The sequence below is a fragment of the Agilicoccus flavus genome (assembly GCF_014857905.1).
In the GTDB taxonomy this organism is placed as follows: Bacteria; Actinomycetota; Actinomycetes; order Actinomycetales; family Dermatophilaceae; genus Agilicoccus; species Agilicoccus flavus.
In genome coordinates this window covers 690,000-705,107 of the sequence record NZ_JACYXE010000001.1, presented here as the reverse complement: position 1 = coordinate 705,107, position 15,108 = coordinate 690,000, and the positions used below count along the sequence as shown (strand labels likewise).

12 protein-coding genes are annotated in these 15,108 nt (G+C 73.3%); 8 read left to right on the top strand and 4 right to left on the bottom strand.

The features are described 5' to 3' along the window. The first annotated feature begins 54 nt into the window (after positions 1 to 54). The 4 genes from ligD to ICW24_RS03150 all read left to right on the top strand — a co-directional run bounded on the left by ligD (position 55) and on the right by ICW24_RS03150 (position 4,061). Positions 55 to 1,023: a non-homologous end-joining DNA ligase gene (gene ligD, locus ICW24_RS03165; RefSeq protein WP_226344227.1), complete on the top strand. Its 969-nt coding sequence runs from the start codon at positions 55 to 57 to the stop codon at positions 1,021 to 1,023. Continuing rightward, entirely contained in the window at positions 1,016 to 1,609 is a 594-nt protein-coding gene (locus tag ICW24_RS03160; RefSeq protein ID WP_226344226.1) for a hypothetical protein, read from the top strand. Before ligD ends, ICW24_RS03160 begins: the two co-directional genes overlap by 8 nt. A gap of 160 nt (positions 1,610 to 1,769) precedes the next feature. Further along, on the top strand, positions 1,770 to 2,897 hold the full coding sequence (locus ICW24_RS03155; protein WP_226344225.1) for a hypothetical protein: 1,128 nt from the start codon (positions 1,770 to 1,772) through the stop codon (positions 2,895 to 2,897). A gap of 525 nt (positions 2,898 to 3,422) precedes the next feature. Further along, the gene (locus ICW24_RS03150; protein ID WP_226344224.1) at positions 3,423 to 4,061 is read left to right on the top strand and encodes a hypothetical protein; all 639 of its coding nucleotides are present in this window, start codon (positions 3,423 to 3,425) and stop codon (positions 4,059 to 4,061) included. 111 nt (positions 4,062 to 4,172) lie between these two features. Here the strand turns inward: ICW24_RS03150 and ICW24_RS03145 are convergent, their stop codons facing one another. From ICW24_RS03145 to ICW24_RS03130, 4 genes are all read right to left on the bottom strand, one after another. Further along, a complete protein-coding gene (locus tag ICW24_RS03145) occupies positions 4,173 to 5,078 on the bottom strand; it encodes a hypothetical protein (RefSeq protein WP_226344223.1) in 906 nt (301 codons plus the stop codon). A gap of 463 nt (positions 5,079 to 5,541) precedes the next feature. Further along, positions 5,542 to 6,471, bottom strand: a complete 930-nt coding sequence (locus ICW24_RS03140) for an alpha/beta hydrolase-fold protein (protein ID WP_226344222.1) — start codon at positions 6,469 to 6,471, stop codon at positions 5,542 to 5,544. Between the two features lie 77 nt (positions 6,472 to 6,548). Beyond that, the gene (locus ICW24_RS03135) at positions 6,549 to 7,352 is read right to left on the bottom strand and encodes an ABC transporter permease (RefSeq protein WP_226344221.1); all 804 of its coding nucleotides are present in this window, start codon (positions 7,350 to 7,352) and stop codon (positions 6,549 to 6,551) included. Further along, positions 7,349 to 8,314 (bottom strand): ABC transporter ATP-binding protein, encoded by a 966-nt coding sequence (locus ICW24_RS03130; protein ID WP_226344220.1) that lies wholly within the window; start codon positions 8,312 to 8,314, stop codon positions 7,349 to 7,351. Before ICW24_RS03130 ends, ICW24_RS03135 begins: the two co-directional genes overlap by 4 nt. A gap of 115 nt (positions 8,315 to 8,429) precedes the next feature. On the opposite strand from ICW24_RS03130, the gene ICW24_RS03125 reads away from it, so the two are divergent. The 4 genes from ICW24_RS03125 to ICW24_RS03105 all read left to right on the top strand — a co-directional run bounded on the left by ICW24_RS03125 (position 8,430) and on the right by ICW24_RS03105 (position 15,026). Further along, positions 8,430 to 9,266 (top strand): TetR/AcrR family transcriptional regulator, encoded by an 837-nt coding sequence (locus tag ICW24_RS03125; protein ID WP_226344219.1) that lies wholly within the window; start codon positions 8,430 to 8,432, stop codon positions 9,264 to 9,266. Between the two features lie 93 nt (positions 9,267 to 9,359). Continuing rightward, the gene (locus ICW24_RS19570; protein WP_307781283.1) at positions 9,360 to 11,207 is read left to right on the top strand and encodes an aminotransferase class I/II-fold pyridoxal phosphate-dependent enzyme; all 1,848 of its coding nucleotides are present in this window, start codon (positions 9,360 to 9,362) and stop codon (positions 11,205 to 11,207) included. A 135-nt stretch (positions 11,208 to 11,342) separates the two neighbouring features. Beyond that, on the top strand, positions 11,343 to 12,281 hold the full coding sequence (gene metA, locus ICW24_RS03110; protein WP_226344218.1) for a homoserine O-acetyltransferase MetA: 939 nt from the start codon (positions 11,343 to 11,345) through the stop codon (positions 12,279 to 12,281). A gap of 246 nt (positions 12,282 to 12,527) precedes the next feature. Continuing rightward, positions 12,528 to 15,026: a phosphoketolase family protein gene (locus ICW24_RS03105; RefSeq protein WP_226344217.1), complete on the top strand. Its 2,499-nt coding sequence runs from the start codon at positions 12,528 to 12,530 to the stop codon at positions 15,024 to 15,026. Positions 15,027 to 15,108 lie beyond the last annotated feature (82 nt).

Genomic DNA, 15,108 nt, shown 5'->3' with positions numbered 1-15,108 from the left:
CGACGCCCGAGCGGTCCCGGCGCCGGGTCGCCGCCGTCGGCGTACCCTGCCGATGTGGCGGGTTCCGGGGCGGGAGAGGCGATCGAGGTCGAGGTCGGTGGGCGCACCGTCCGGTTGACCAGTCCGGACCGCGTGTACTTCCCTGACCTCGGCCTCACCAAGCGCGACATCTTCGACTACTACCTGTCCGTCGGCGACGGGATCGTGCGCGCGCTGTACGAGCGGCCGTGCATGCTGCACCGCTTCCCCAAGGGCATCGGCGAGAAGAAGGTCCACCAGAAGCGGGTCCCCGCCGGGGCGCCCGATTGGGTCGAGACCGTGCGCGTGCACTTCCCCCGCTACGACCGCGACGCCGACGAACTGTGTGTCACGGAGCTCGCGCAGGTCGCGTGGGCGGTGCAGATGTCGACCGTCGAGTTCCACCCGTGGAACAGCCGGCGCGCCGACGTCGAACGCCCCGACGAGTGGCGCATCGACCTCGACCCCGGCGACGCCTGCGACTGGGCCCGCGTCCAGCGGGTGGCCCCGATCGTGCGCGAGGTGCTCGACGAGCTCGGCGCGACGGGGTGGCCCAAGACGTCCGGCGGTCACGGCCTGCACGTCTACGTCCGCATCGCACCGGACCACTCGTTCACCGACCTGCGCCGCGCCGCCCTCGCGTTCGCCCGCGAGGTCGAGCGGCGGGCCCCTTCGGAGGTGACGACGACGTGGTGGCGCAAGGACCGGGACCCCGCCCACGTGTTCCTCGACTTCAACCAGAACACCCGCGACCACACCATCGCCGCCGCGTACTCGGTCCGCGGCACGCCGCGGGCGACCGTCTCGGCCCCGGTGACCTGGGACGAGATCGACGGGTGCGAGCCCGACGACTTCACGGTGGCCACGATGCCGGCGAGGTTCGCCGAGCTGGGCGACCTGCACGCCGGCATCGACGAGGCGGTGTTCGACATCGCACCCCTGCTCGCGTGGTCCGACCGCGACGCCCGGGCCGGGCTGCCCGTCGTGGAGTCCGCCGATGACTGACGGACGCCCGGGCGGAACGGCGACGCCGGGGTCCGGAGGGGCCGATGGGGCCGGTGGGTCCACCGAATCGCACGGATCCGCTGCGCCCATCCGGGCGGGCGCGCGGGCCGGCGGGCCCAAGGCCGTGCTGGGGGCCTCGGGCGACGGCATCCGGGCGCTGCTCACGTCCACCCTGCGGACCCGCATGCGGGCCCGGGACCGCGACACCGTCGCCGTCCTGCGCACCGCCCTCGCCGCCATCGACAACGCCGAGGCGGTGCCGTCGCCGTCGCCCACCCGCCCGGACGCCGGGTCGGGGGAGCCCGCGGCGGACGATCCGGGTCGCTCCGGCGACGTCGGGGACGTCGCCCCGTTCACCGGCGGCTCGGCCCACGTCGCGACCCCGCACCTCGGCGTGGGGGCCGCCGAGGTCGCCCGCCGCGATCTGACCGAGGAGCAGATGCGGGCCCTGGTCGCCGTCGAGGCCGACGAACGGGCCGCCCTCTCGAGGCGCCTGGGGGAGCTCGGTTCCGCCGACGCGGCCCGGACCGCCGCCGAGCAGGCGGCGGTCCTGCGGGCGCTGCTCGACGCCGCGTCCCGCGCCTGATCCGGGGCGCCCCCGGGATCGGTCGTCCCCGTGGGCCTGCTCCACTCGGGTCGGTCTGTGCGTCAACGGGATCCGCGCGTCGGGGTCGACCCGGGCAGGGGCAGCGTCCGCCCCTGTGGGCCCGGTGACAGCAGCGCCGGAGGTGGTGAGGATGTGCGGCATGAACAGGCCAGACGCGTCCGTCGCCGGCGCAGGCTCGACCCCCCGGCGAACCCTTCGAACCCACGCTCGCCCCGGCCGCGGACCCGCCTCGCGTCGACGCCGCGGCCTCGGACTGCTCACCGTCCTCACCCTCGCCGCGTCGGGGCTCGCCGCGGCACCGGCCCAGGCCGCCCCGGCGGCCGGCGCGGCCCCCTCCGCCGCGGCACCGTCGTCCTCGCAGCCCGCCTCGCAGCCCGTCTCGGCGCCGGCGGCGCGGGTCGACCGGTCCTCGACCGTGTACGCGGCCGTGGCCTCCTCGGGCACCCGGCGCACCCTGCAGCTCGTGTCCCGCCGGACCGGCAAGGTCGTCAAGGTCCTCGCGAGCGGCCGGGCGAGCGACTGGCAGGAACCGTTCCGGGACGTCGACGTGGCCTCCGACGGCAGCGTCTGGGCCGTGGTCGCCGACCGGCGCCTGCCGGGGCAGTACGGCACGGTCCTCGTCCGCTACGACGCCGCCGGCGCCCACCGGGTCCTGCCGTACGCCACGAGCGTGCGCGTCTCGCCGTCGGCGCGCACGGTCGCGGTCACGGTCCTCTCGCCCGACGGGGACGGCGACGGCCGGGGCCTCGAGGCGGTCCGGGTGATCCGGCGCGACGGTCGGCTCGTCAAGACCCTCATGGCGCAGCCGTTCCCGGTGGGGTCGGACGGTTCGCCACAGGCCGAGGTGGGCGGCATGAACGTCGCCGGCTGGGTGTCCGAGGCCCAGCTCGCGGTCGGCTCGGGCTGCTGCGACTCCGGCGGTGTGTCCATCGTCTCGGCGACCGCGCCGACCCGGCGCCCCGTCACCTTCTGGGGCAACGGTGGCACCCGCGCCATCGGCGTCCGCGGCTCTGCCGTGCTCGTCCAGCGCCCGCGGGAGGCGGGGAACGGCACCACCGTGCCGTACCACCTGGTCGCCCTCGACGGGTACTGGGTCAGCCGGGCCCGCCCGGCCGGGGTGCGCGTCATCGCCATTCCCGGCGAGGACCTCGACCCCTCGCGCTACGTGGACGCGATGAACCGGCGCGCCGGTGCGACGCCGTGGGTCGTGGGGGCGAAGCGCTTCCCCTACCGGGGAACCGGCCGGATCGTCGCCGCGTACGTCTGAACCCGCGCCGACGCGGGTCGGCCGCGGGGGTGCCGCCGGGCGACCGGGGGTCGCGCAGACCTGCTCCCGGCCGCCGCGGGGCAGGTGGGGACTGGACGCGGTGCGGACGGCAGTCGCCCGGTCGCCCCGGGCAGGAGGGGGCCCGGGGCGACCGGACGCACCACGAGGCAGGTGAGACGGCAGCTCGGTGGGAGCCACGGCCCCACCGAGCTGCCGTCTCGTCGTCACGTCGGCTGCGGGTGGGCTCACACGTCGAGCGGCCGCGGCTCGGTGGGAGCCACGGCCCCACCGGGCTGCCGTCTCGTCGTCATGTCGGCTGCGGGTGGGCTCACGCGTCGAGCGGCCGCGGCTCGGTGGGAGCCACGGCCCCACCGGGCTGCCGTCTCGTCGTCACGTCGGCTGCGGGTGGGCTCACGCGTCGAGCGGCCGCGGCTCGGTGGGAGCCACGGCCCCCACCGGGCTGCCGTCTCGTCGTCGGTCGGCTGAGTGGGCCGGCGTCGGCGGCGTCGGTGGAAGAGTGGGGACGTGAGCGATCAGCACCCCGACCTCGCCCGCCTGGCGGCGCGGGTGCCGTCGCGGTGGGCCGATCGCGTCTCGGCCGTCCTCGACCCGCTCGTGATCGTGCCGTTCGCCCTCCTCGTCGTGGCGGTGCGGGCAACGATCCGCGACGGGGCCGGCATCCTGCCGGGCGTGGGCTGGGCGGTCGTCGCGATCGTCTTCTGCGCCGGCGCGCCCGAGGCGGCCCTCGCCTGGACGGTGCGCCGCGGCCGGGCGAGCGACCGGACCCTCGTCGTCCGCGAGCAGCGGCACGCCCCCCTGCTCGTCGCGATCGCGTCCGTGGCCGTCGGGGTCGGGGTCCTCCTCGTCGCCGGGGCGCCCGGGCCGGTCACGGCCTTCGTCGTGGCGATCCTCGCCGGGGTCGCCGTCATGACCGCGCTCACCCGGGTCGTCAAGGCGTCCTTCCACGTCGGGGTGCTCGCGGCCGTCCTCGTGGTGCTCGCGCTCGACGGGGTGCCGGCCCTCGTCTGCCTCGCCCTGACTCCGCTCGTCCCGGCCCTCGGGTGGGCGCGGGTGCGCGCGGGCCGCCACACGCTCGGGCAGGTCGTCCTCGGGGCGGTCGTGTCCGCTCTGGTCGTCGGCGGGGTCTTCGCGCTGGCGCGCTGACGTTCGTCTCGACGAGGCGGGGCGGACCGTGTCCGGGATTCCCGCCACCCCCGGCGCGCGCGACGGGCCGACGGGGCGGCCTCGACAGGGCGGGCCGCCCGTCGGCGGTGCTCAGGCCGGGTCGGGGGGCGCGGCGACGCGCTCGCGTTCGCGGCGGGCGCGTTCGCGCAGCACGTCCTCGCGGGTGACGCGGCGCAGGCCGACGAGGAGCTCGGCCACGGGCACGTAGTGCGGGCGCCCCGCGGTCGTCGTCTCGGGGTGGTGGCGCAGGGCGTCGGTGTAGAAGTCGCACAGCTTGTCGACGTACCGCCGGGCCTGCCGCTTCGACACGTCGAGCCGGGCGGCGATCTCGTCGTACGTGGCGGGTGGGTCACCGGCGAGCACCATGGGGGCGCACAGTTCTACGGCGACCGGGCGCAGGGCGGGCGGCAGCAGCGCCATCGCGAGGGTGCTCGGCCCGGTCATCGCCTCGGCCTCGGGCTCGCCCCCCGCGTCGCCCGGCCCGTCGAGGTCGGGCTCGACCTGGCGCGCGAGGATGACCCACTCCCCGGTGCTCGGGGCGCTGATCTCGGCCGAACGGCCGGGAACCGTGCAGGCCCAGCCTCGCTCGTCGGGCCGGCGCGGCGGCAGCGTCTGCGGGCGGCCCACCGACCCCACCACCGTGAGTTCGTGATTGGTGGAGACGTTGCGCACCCACAGCTCGCCCTGCGCGCACCACAGCTCGCCCGCGACCCGGGACAGCGACGTGCCCCGGACCTGCTCCCACACGGGGATCTGGCAGCGCAGGTCGTCGCGACCGAAGCGCCCCCACGAGCCGTCGCGGAAGGGGTACTCCTCGTCGGCGTAGGCGACGACGAACGTGGTGCCCGGCGGGAGGGGGCCGGGCCGGCGCATGCGCACCGGACGCCCCGGCGCGGGGGGCGGCAGCGGGCCGCCGTGGGCTCGCGCCGGCGCCTTGGGGTCCGCGCTCGGCGGGGGCGTGGGCTGCGGGCCGGAGGACGGGTCCGGTGTCGACATGCCCCTCATCTTCCCCTGTGATCCAAGGTCGCGGCGACGTCACGGCTCGGTCAGTGCCTCACCGGGCGGTGGCGCCCACATCGTGGGATGTCACGAACGGCCGGACGTCTTCGGCCTGCTCCGGTCTGTCGTGGCGTCTCACGCCTCGGACCGTGCGGGCCGTGTCGAGCTGCCCGCTCGGGGCAGGGTCTGCCGTGTCGCCCGGGGTGGTTGCTCGTCAGACTTGGGCCCGAGACCGCTCGACCAGGACCTGAGCACCACGTCCGGCGCGGCGGTCCTGGCAGGTGGGGGGACTCGGCGGCCGCGGAATTCAGGGGCCGCGGCCGCCGTGGCCACCGCCGCACGAGGGGTCGCACGAGGGGAACGACCGCCCTCGGATGCGCCCTGCCGGCCCCTCCCGAGCGCGGCGCGCCGTTCATGCGCCGCGTCCCCCGCATTTCGTTTCGCGACCGCGGACCGAGGGTCACGCCCGTTCGGCGAGCCACTCCATCTGTCCCAGCCAGTGGGCCTTGCAGTAGTCCGTGGTGTGGCCGCCGACGTCGAACGTCGACTCGGCGTGGGGCAGCACCCGGGCGAGAGCCTCGTTGCCCCGGATGAACCGGTCGGACCGCCCGCAGCACAAGGAGATCGGGATGGTGCGCAGGAGGTCGGTGCGGGCGAAGATCGAGTGGGCCTCGAAGTCGGCCTCGTCGTCGAACGCGCCGGCGGAGGTGTCGCCGTACCGCCAGCGCAGGGCCGCGCTCATCGTCGCCACCCCCGTGACCCGCTCGGGGCCGAGCGCGCTCGCGAGGTACAGCGCGCCGTAGCCGCCCATCGAGACGCCCGTGAGGCCGATGCGGTCGGTGGGCAGCTTCCGGTCCGCGAGCAGGGGCAGGAACTCGTCGGTGATCATCGTCGTCGCGTCGGAGTCGCGGCGCGGGTGCCAGTACGACTTGAGGCCGTCGATCGCGGCGACCGCGAGGCCGGTGCGCCGCGCGATCCGCGCCGCGTCGAGCACGTCGAACCACACGTTGGACGTGCCGCCCTTGCCGTGGAACGCAAGGACGAGCCCCGTGGGCCGCGAGGGGACCGCGACGCGCCACTCCAGCGGCCGGCCGGGGAGGAACCGGCTGCGCAGCCGGCCCCGTTCGAGGCGGACCTTGCGCGACACGGTCTGCTCGATCGCGACACTGCCGACCCCGATCGAGCCGAGCAGCACGGCGGCGCGCAGGAAGGCGCGCCGGTCGGGGCCGGCCGGCTCCTCGAGGCCCAGCCCGGCGTGGAGGCCCGCGCGCAGCGAGACGTGTGGGTGCGCGACGACGGGCGCCGCGACGTGGGGTATTGCCCCCTCGCCGGCGCCGCCGTCCCCGGTCTCGCCGCGGGCCGTTCCCGCGGCGATGCGATCCGCCTGCATGTCCTCACTATCGGCGAGCGAACCCGCCCACAGTCCACTTCGTGTCCGAATCTTGGCCGAGCTTGTCGTTCGTGTGCTCAGAAGGCCCCGGTCCGGATCGCGCGGATGCCGACGGCGAGCCCGACGGCGCAGGTCAGCGCCGCGGCGACGGCGCCGCCCACGACGGTGCCGTCGACCGAGCCGGCGAACAGCACGCGCTCGGCGTCGACGACGTAGGTGAGCGGGTTGAACCGCGCGGCGATCCGCATCCACTCCGGGCCCGTGTCGAGCGGCAGCATCATGCCCGAGAGGATGAGGAGCGGGAAGAGGAGCGTCTGCTGCACGGCCCAGAAGATCCACTCCGACTTGCGGGCCGCGATGGCGAGGGCGTACGACAGCGCGCCGATGCCGACGCCGAAGACGCCGAGGATGACCAGGCCCACCGCGATGTGGGCGGGGTGGAGCCGGAACCCGAACGGCCACGCGACGAGCACGACGACGATCGCCTGCACGAGCAGCGGCGTGAGCTCCTTGAGGGCGCGCCCGACGAGCAGCGACGACCGCGACAGCGGGGTCGCGAGGATGCGTTCGAACGCGCCGGTCATGATCTCGAACTGGAGGTTCGAGCCGGTCATCGACGTGCCGAACATGGTGATCATGACGACGACGCCCGGCAGGAACCATTGCAGCGTCGCACCCGACCCGGCGCCGGAGACGCCCGCGAGCAGCGGCGCGAACAGGCCGAGGAACACGAGCGGTTGGAGCAGCGAGAAGATCAGGGAGAACGGGTCTCGCAGGATCGTCAGCGTCTCGCGCTGCCAGACCGCGGCGATGTCGGCGAGGCCGTTCTGGCGGTGCGCCAGGGGGGTCGGGGTCTCTCGGGTGGTGGTCAGGGTGCTCATGCGGCATCGGCTCCTTCGCGCAGGCTGCGGCCGGTCAGGGTGAGGAAGACGTCGTCGAGGGTGGGCTGCCGCAGGGTGGCGGCGCGCACCTCGATGCCGTCGGCGGCGAGGCGGGCGAGGAGGCCGGGCAGCACGCTCGGGCCCTGGCGCACGCGCACGCCGAGGCGCGCGGCGTCGCCGCTGCGCTCGGGGGTGACGTCGGTGCCGACCCGCTCGAGGACCCCGCGGGTGGCGGTCGAGTCGTCGGCGGCGACGGTGACGGTGATGTGGTCGCCGGCGAGCTCGTCCTTGAGGGCGGCGGGGGTGTCGTCGGCGATGATGCGGCCGTGGTCGATGACGACGACCCGCTCGGCCATCGCGTCGGCCTCCTCGAGGTAGTGGGTCGTCAGCACGATGGTCGTGCCCCACTCCTGCCGCAGGCGGGCGATGTGCTCCCACAGGTGGGCCCGGTTCTGCGGGTCCATGCCGGTCGACGGCTCGTCGAGGAACAGCAGGCCGGGCGCGTGGATGAGGCCGAGCGCGATGTCGAGCCGGCGTTTCTGGCCGCCCGAGAGGGTGCTGACCTTGCGCATCTCCAGCCCGGCGAGGTCGAGCGTGGTCATGAGCTCGTCGCAGCGCGCGCGGGTGGTGGCCTTGTCGAGGCCGTAGGAGCGCCCCTGCATCCGCAGCTCGTCGAGGACGCGGTAGTTGTGGCCCGCGCCGTCCTTCTGCCCGATGTAACCGATGCGCGAGCGCACGCCGGCCGGGTCGGTCGTCACGTCGAGACCCGCCACGGTGGCCCGGCCCGACGTCGGCGGCATGAGGCTCGTCAGCATCCGCAGGGTTGTCGACTTGCCCGCCCCGTTGGGCCCGAGGAACGCGACGAGCTCGCCCGCGCCGACCTCCAGGTCGATGCCGCGGACGGCCTCCACGGTCTCTTTTCCGCTGGTGAAGTGCTTGGTCAGGGATTCGGCTCTGATCACGGTATTTCCTCTCCGTACGCCGTACAAGCTTATGTCGATGACCATACCGTACGTCGTACGGAGTGCACAAGCCGTACGCTGTACCGAAATCCGACCGGATATCCGAGGAGACGAGATGGCGAAGTCCGACGCGCACCAGGCCACCTCTGACGCGGGCGCCGAGCCGAGCACCCAGGACCCCGTCGGGGGGACCCCGGAGGGCCGTCGCGTCATCGACCTGCTGTGGAGCCCGCCCGGGCCGGCGGGTCGGGGGCCGCGCCAGAAGATGACCCTCGACCAGGTCGTCGAGGCCGCCGTGGGACTCGCCGACGCGGACGGATTCGAGGCGCTCTCGATGCGCGGGCTGGCCCGGCACCTCGGCGTCGGCGCGATGTCGCTGTACACGTACGTGCCCGGCAGGGACGAGCTGTTCGAGCTCATGGTCGACCGCGCCTACGGCGACCGCGCGCGCCCCGACGTGTCCCTGCCATGGCGGGAGCGGTACGCCGGGCACGCCCGGGAGGCGCTCGCGATGTACCGGCGTCACCCGTGGCTCATCCACGCCAACCTGTGGCGGCTGCCCCTGGGGCCGAATGTTCTCGACGTGAGCGAGGACCAGCTCGCGATCGGGCACGTCGCCGGGTTGCCGTACGCGAGGGCGGTCCGGGTGTCGTCGCTGCTCGAGTCGACGGTCTTCGGGCTGGCCCGCGGCGAGGTCGCCGACCGGGTCGAGGCCGCGCGGACCGGCGTCTCGTACGACGGCTATTGGGAGGCGCGCTCCGGCTTCTGGACGAGCCACTTCGACGCGCAACGGTTCCCGATGATGTTCGCGACGTGGGAGGCGGGGGCCTACGACGTCGAGGAGAGCCCGGACGACGGGCTCGAGTTCGCGCTCGGCCTCCTGCTGGACAGCGTCGAACGGCTCGCCGCAGCCGGCGACCCCGTACCGCCGGCGGCTTCCGCCCGTCCATGAGTGTGGGCGCCGAGAGTGAGACCGAGCGGTGCGCACGGGCACTAGTGGAAACATTTCCTTCCATGCGGAAGGAATACCTGCCAAACTGAGGTCATGGATCTGTCGCACCCGTTGAGCAGCATCTCCCCCTCCCTCGAGGCCGAAGCGCTGACGGTGCTGGCCCGAACCGAGTCCGCGCTCACGGGGCGTCAGGTCGCCCGGCTCGCTCGCCGCGGCAGCCACGTGGCCATTGCGACGGCGCTGGAACGCCTGGCGCGCCAAGGGATCGTGCACGTTCATCCGGCGGGCAGCGCCAACCTGTACCGCTTGAACCGAGATCACCTCCTCGTGCCGGGAATCCTCGAGCTCATCGACGGAACCGGCGTCCTGCGTGCCAGGCTCGCCTGCCGCATGGAGGAGTGGCGCATCCCCTGTCGCCACGCCTCGCTCTTCGGGTCGGCGGCCCGTGGTGAGGCGGGCCCCGAATCCGATATCGATGTTCTCGTCGTGCGCCCGCCCCACCTCGACGACGAGGAATCCGTCGTCTGGACCACGCAGCTGGCGGATCTGGAGACCGCTGTCTGGTCGTGGACCGGAAATTCGCTGTCGTGGTTCGAGACGACGGAGGACGATCTGCGGCGAACCGCTGCGGCGGGGGAGCCCCTCTTCGAGTCCTGGCGGTCCGACGGCCTCCTGCTCTGCGGCGACCCCCTGGAGTCACTCCTCCGCCGGCTCGACGTCAGGCGTCCGGGCTCGAGGTGGATGCGAGAACATGAGCACATGTCTGCCGCCGATGTCGCCTCCCGCCTGGACGCCCTGACCGTCGACTCCGTCCGCTCCGCCGGGTCGCTCAAGTGGGTCGCCGACCCCGAGGTGATCGGGGCGTGGATCGCCGAGATGGACTTCGGGGTGGCCGAGCCCATCACGGCGGCGCTGCACGAGGTGGTCGACGGGGCCCGGTTCGGGTACACGCCCGCCCCCGTCGAGGCCGACCTCGGCCGGGCGTTCGCCGGGTTCATGTCGCGCCGGTTCGGCTGGGAGGTCGACCCGGGAACGGTGCGTCCGGTCGCCGACGTGCTCGCCGGGATGGCCGCGGTCATCGACTCCTACACGACGCCCGGCTCGGCCGTCATCGTCCCGACCCCCGCCTACATGCCCTTCCTCCTCCTGCCCGACTGGCACGGGCGTCGCATCATCCAGGTGCCGATGGCCCGGGAGGGCGGCGAGCAGGGGCGTTACGTCTACGACCTCGACGCGCTCGCGGCGGCGTTCGACGACGGCGGCGAGCTGCTCGTCCTGTGCAACCCCCACAACCCCATCGGGCGGGTGCTCACGCGCGAGGAGCTGCTCGCGGTGGCGGACGTCGTCGAGGCCAAGGGCGGCAGGGTCTTCGCCGACGAGATCCACGCCCCGCTCGTCTACTCCGGGCACACCCACATCCCCTACGCGTCGCTCGACGAGCGGACCGCCGCCCACACGATCACCGGCACGAGCGCGTCGAAGACGTTCAACCTGCCCGGCCTGAAGTGCGCCCAGCTCGTGTTCACCAACCCCGACGACCTCGCGCGCTGGCCGCGGGAGGGCCGCTGGGTCGGGCAGGGCGCCTCCCTGCCGGGGCTCGTCGCCAACACCGTCGCCTTCGACGCCGGGGAGCCGTGGCTCGACGACATCCTCGGCTACCTGGACCGGAACCGCCGCGCCCTCACCGAGCTGCTCGCGCGGCACGCCCCGGGCGTGGGCTACCGCGAGCCGGAGGGCACCTACCTCGCCCTCCTCGACTTCCGGGACACCCCCCTGCGCGACGACCCCGCCGCCGCCCTGCGCCGCAACGCCCGGATCGCGCTCACGCCCGGGCAGGCGTGCGGCGACGCCGGCCGGGGCTTCGCGCGCCTCAACTTCGCGACCCCGCGGCCGATCCTCGAACAGATCGTCGAGCGGATCGGGACCGCGCTGGCCCGCTGACCCGCGGGCCGGGCCGACCCGCGAGAATGGTCGGTGCGCAGCCCGCCCCCGCGCCGAGCCGCAGGACGTCGTGCCGGGACACGGACTCCGGACGGGCCGCGACGACGCCGCGCCGACAGCTGGAAGGACGGATCGATGCCGGTCAACATCCCCCGGGAGCTGCCCGCCCGCAGCGTGCTGCAGGACGAGAACGTCTTCGTCATGTCCCGCGACCGGGCGCAGCACCAGGACATCCGCCCCCTGCGCATCGCGATCCTCAACCTCATGCCGACGAAGATCGCGACGGAGACGCACCTGCTGCGCCTGCTCGGCAACTCGCCGATCCAGGTCGAGATCACGCTCCTGCGGATGGGGACCCACGAGTCGCGCAACACCCCGCCGGAGCACCTCGAGAGCTTCTACACGACGTTCGACGCGGTGCGCTCACAGCGCTTCGACGGCCTCGTCATCACCGGCGCCCCCGTCGAACTCCTGCCGTTCGAGGACGTCGACTACTGGGGTGAGCTCGTCGAGATCCTCGACTGGAGCCGCGAGCACGTGTGGTCGACGATGCACGTGTGCTGGGGCGCGCAGGCGGGCCTCTACCACCACCACGGCGTGCCGAAGTACGAGCTGCCGGCCAAGATGTTCGGGATCTTCGCGCACCAGGTGCTCGACCCGCGGGCACCGATCCTGTCGGGGTTCGACGAGGTCTTCCCCGCCCCGCATTCGCGCCACACCGAGGTGCGGGCGGAGGACGTCGAGGCGGTGCCCGGCGTGCGGGTCCTCGCCACCTCTCCCGACGCCGGGGTGTATCTCGCTGCCACCGACGACGGCCGCCAGATCTACGTCACCGGGCACCCCGAGTACGAGCGCGACACCCTGCGGGCCGAGTACGATCGCGACGTCGCCCGCGGCCTGCGGATCCAGGTGCCGCACAACTACTTCCCCGGCGACGACCCCGCCGGCAACCCCCTCGTCACGTGGCGCTCCCACGCGTTCCTGCTCTACTCCAACTGGCTCAACCACTGCGTCTACCAGGGCACGCCGTTCGACCTCGACACCGGCGGCGACGGGTCCTGGGTGCAGATCTGACCCGCGTCGCGCGGTGCCCTTCGCCGACGCCTGGTGGTCGGTGCGTGCTGGTCGCCGCGTGATGTCCTCGGCGCCGCGGCCGGGCGCGGGACCTTGTGCCCGAGCCGGGCGGCGCGGGCGGGCCCTAGCGTGGTGCCCGCCGCCGTGTGTCCTCCGACGACGTGGGTACGCGAGTGGTGAGGCGGGCAGCGTCGCCCGCCGGTGCACTTCGGTAACGGCAACGTCATGCCCCACGAGAGGACAGCGATGACCACGGACACCGGCACGACCTGGCCCGCCCGCTCCGAGCGCGGCGCCCCCGCCCTCGACGACGACGCGCTCGCGCGCATCCACAAATGGTGGCGGGCCGCGAACTACCTGTCCGTCGGGCAGATCTACCTCCTCGACAACCCGCTGCTGCGCCGTCCGCTGCAGCGCGAGCACGTCAAGCCGCGCCTGCTCGGGCACTGGGGCACGACGCCGGGGTTGAACTTCCTGTACGCGCACCTCAACCGGGCCGTCGCGGAGCGCTCGCAGCCCACGCTGTACGTCACGGGCCCCGGTCACGGCGGCCCCGGTCTCGTGGCGAACACCTACCTCGAGGGCACGTACAGCGAGACCTACCACGACGTCTCGCAGGACGAGGCGGGCCTGCAGAAGCTGTTCAAGCAGTTCAGCTTCCCCGGCGGGATCCCCAGCCACGTCGCCCCCGAGACGCCCGGCTCCATCCACGAGGGCGGCGAGCTCGGCTACGCCCTCAGCCACGCGTACGGTGCGGCGCTCGACAACCCCGACCTGCTCGTATTCGCCGTCGTCGGCGACGGCGAGGCCGAGACCGGGCCGCTGGCGACGAGCTGGCACAGCAACAAGTTCATGAACCCCGCCACGGACGGCGTCGTGCTGCCGGTGCTGCACCTCAACGGCTACAAGATCGCGAACCCGACCGTCCTCGCCCGCATCGGCGACGACGAGCTCGGGGCGCTCATGACGGGCTACGGGCACAAGCCGTTCTTCTTCGAGGCCGGTTTCGACGACGAGGAGCCGGAGTCCTACCACCGCCGCTTCGCGGAGCTGCTCGACGAGGTGCTCGACGAGATCGCCGCCATCAAGGCCGACGCCGCGCAGCGCGGGCCGCAGGACGTGGAGCGCCCGCGCTGGCCGATGATCGTCTTCAAGCACCCCAAGGGCTGGACCGGGCCGAAGGAGATCGACGGAAAGGTCACCGAGGGGCACTGGCGCTCCCACCAGGTGCCGCTCGCGAGCGCCCGCGACACCGAGGAGCACCTGAAGAACCTCGACGACTGGCTGCGGTCCTACCGCGCCGACGAGCTGTTCGACGAGGACGGCCGGCTGCTCGCCGACATCGCCTCCCTCGCGCCGAGCGGCGACCTGCGGATGGGCGCGGTGCCGCAGTCCAACGGCGGCATCCTGCGCAACCCGCTGCGCCTGCCCGACTACCGCGAGTTCGCCGTCGAGGTGAAGAAGCCGGGCGACACCATCGCCGAGGCGACGCGCGTGCTCGGCAACTGGCTCGCGGAGGTCATGCGGGCCAACCCCGAGAACTTCCGGATCTTCGGCCCCGACGAGACGGCGTCCAACCGGCTCGGCGGCGTGTACGAGGTGACCGACAAGCAGTGGGTCGCCCAGTACGAGGACGCCGACAAGGGCGACCCGATGAGTCGGGTCGGCAAGGTCATGGAGATGCTCTCGGAGCACCAGTGTCAGGGCTGGCTCGAGGGGTACCTGCTCACCGGTCGCCACGGCCTCATGAGCAGCTACGAGGCGTTCATCCACATCGTCGACTCGATGGTCAACCAGCACGCCAAGTGGCTCAAGGTGACCAACCACATCGAGTGGCGGCGCCCGATCTCCTCGCTCAACTACCTGCTCTCGAGTCACGTGTGGCGCCAGGACCACAACGGGTTCAGCCACCAGGACCCGGGGTTCATCGACCACATCGTCAACAAGAAGGCCGACATCGTCCGCGTCTACCTGCCGCCGGACGCGAACACGCTGCTGTCGACGTACGACCACATCCTCCGGACGACGCAGTACATCAACGTCGTCGTCGCCGGCAAGCAGCCGGGGCCGACGTGGCTGTCGATGGACGACGCGATCAGGCACTGCACGCGCGGCCTCGGCATCTGGGAGTGGGCCGGCACCGAGTCCGACGGCGAGTCGGAGGACTGCGACGTCGTCCTCGCCTGCGCGGGCGACATCCCGACGATCGAGGTGCTCGCGGCCGCGAAGATCCTGCGCGAGGAGCTCCCCGAGCTGCGGACGCGCGTGGTCAACGTCGTCGATCTCATGCGGCTGCAGGACGAGAAGGAGCACCCGCACGGACTGAGCAACCGCGACTTCGACACGATCTTCACCGCCGACAAGCCGGTGATCTTCGCCTACCACGGCTATCCCTGGCTCATCCACCGGCTCACCTACCGGCGCCACGGGCACGGGAACATCCACGTGCGCGGGTACAAGGAGGAGGGCACGACGACGACGCCGTTCGACATGGTCATGCTCAACGACCTCGACCGGTACCACCTCGTCATCGACGTCATCGACCGCACGCCCGGCCTCGGCTCCCGCGCGGCCCTGCTGCGCCAGCGCATGCAGGACAAGCGGCTCGAGGCGCGCATGTACGCCCGCGAGCACGGTGAGGACATCCCCGAGGTGAGCGGATGGGTGTGGTCCGACGTCGGCGACACCGGCACGTCCGTCGGCGGGCCGCAGGCGTCCGCGGTCACCGGCGGCGACAACGAGTGAGCTGAGTCCTGCCCGATCGGGGGCCGTCGGCATGACGCCGGCGGCCCTCGGCCGTGCCGCGACGCTCGGGCGCGCCGACCGC

What these genes read in the sequence shown, in the direction of transcription:
- ICW24_RS03160 (WP_226344226.1), top strand. Translation starts at nt 1,016, where the DNA reads ATGACTGACGGACGCCCGGGCGGAACGGCGACGCCGGGGTCCGGAGGG.
- ICW24_RS03155 (WP_226344225.1), top strand. Translation starts at nt 1,770, where the DNA reads ATGAACAGGCCAGACGCGTCCGTCGCCGGCGCAGGCTCGACCCCCCGG.
- ICW24_RS03145 (WP_226344223.1), bottom strand. Translation starts at nt 5,078, where the DNA reads ATGTCGACACCGGACCCGTCCTCCGGCCCGCAGCCCACGCCCCCGCCG.
- ICW24_RS03140 (WP_226344222.1), bottom strand. Translation starts at nt 6,471, where the DNA reads ATGCAGGCGGATCGCATCGCCGCGGGAACGGCCCGCGGCGAGACCGGG.
- ICW24_RS03135 (WP_226344221.1), bottom strand. Translation starts at nt 7,352, where the DNA reads ATGAGCACCCTGACCACCACCCGAGAGACCCCGACCCCCCTGGCGCAC.
- ICW24_RS03125 (WP_226344219.1), top strand. Translation starts at nt 8,430, where the DNA reads ATGGCGAAGTCCGACGCGCACCAGGCCACCTCTGACGCGGGCGCCGAG.
- ICW24_RS19570 (WP_307781283.1), top strand. Translation starts at nt 9,360, where the DNA reads ATGGATCTGTCGCACCCGTTGAGCAGCATCTCCCCCTCCCTCGAGGCC.
- metA (WP_226344218.1), top strand. Translation starts at nt 11,343, where the DNA reads ATGCCGGTCAACATCCCCCGGGAGCTGCCCGCCCGCAGCGTGCTGCAG.
- ICW24_RS03105 (WP_226344217.1), top strand. Translation starts at nt 12,528, where the DNA reads ATGACCACGGACACCGGCACGACCTGGCCCGCCCGCTCCGAGCGCGGC.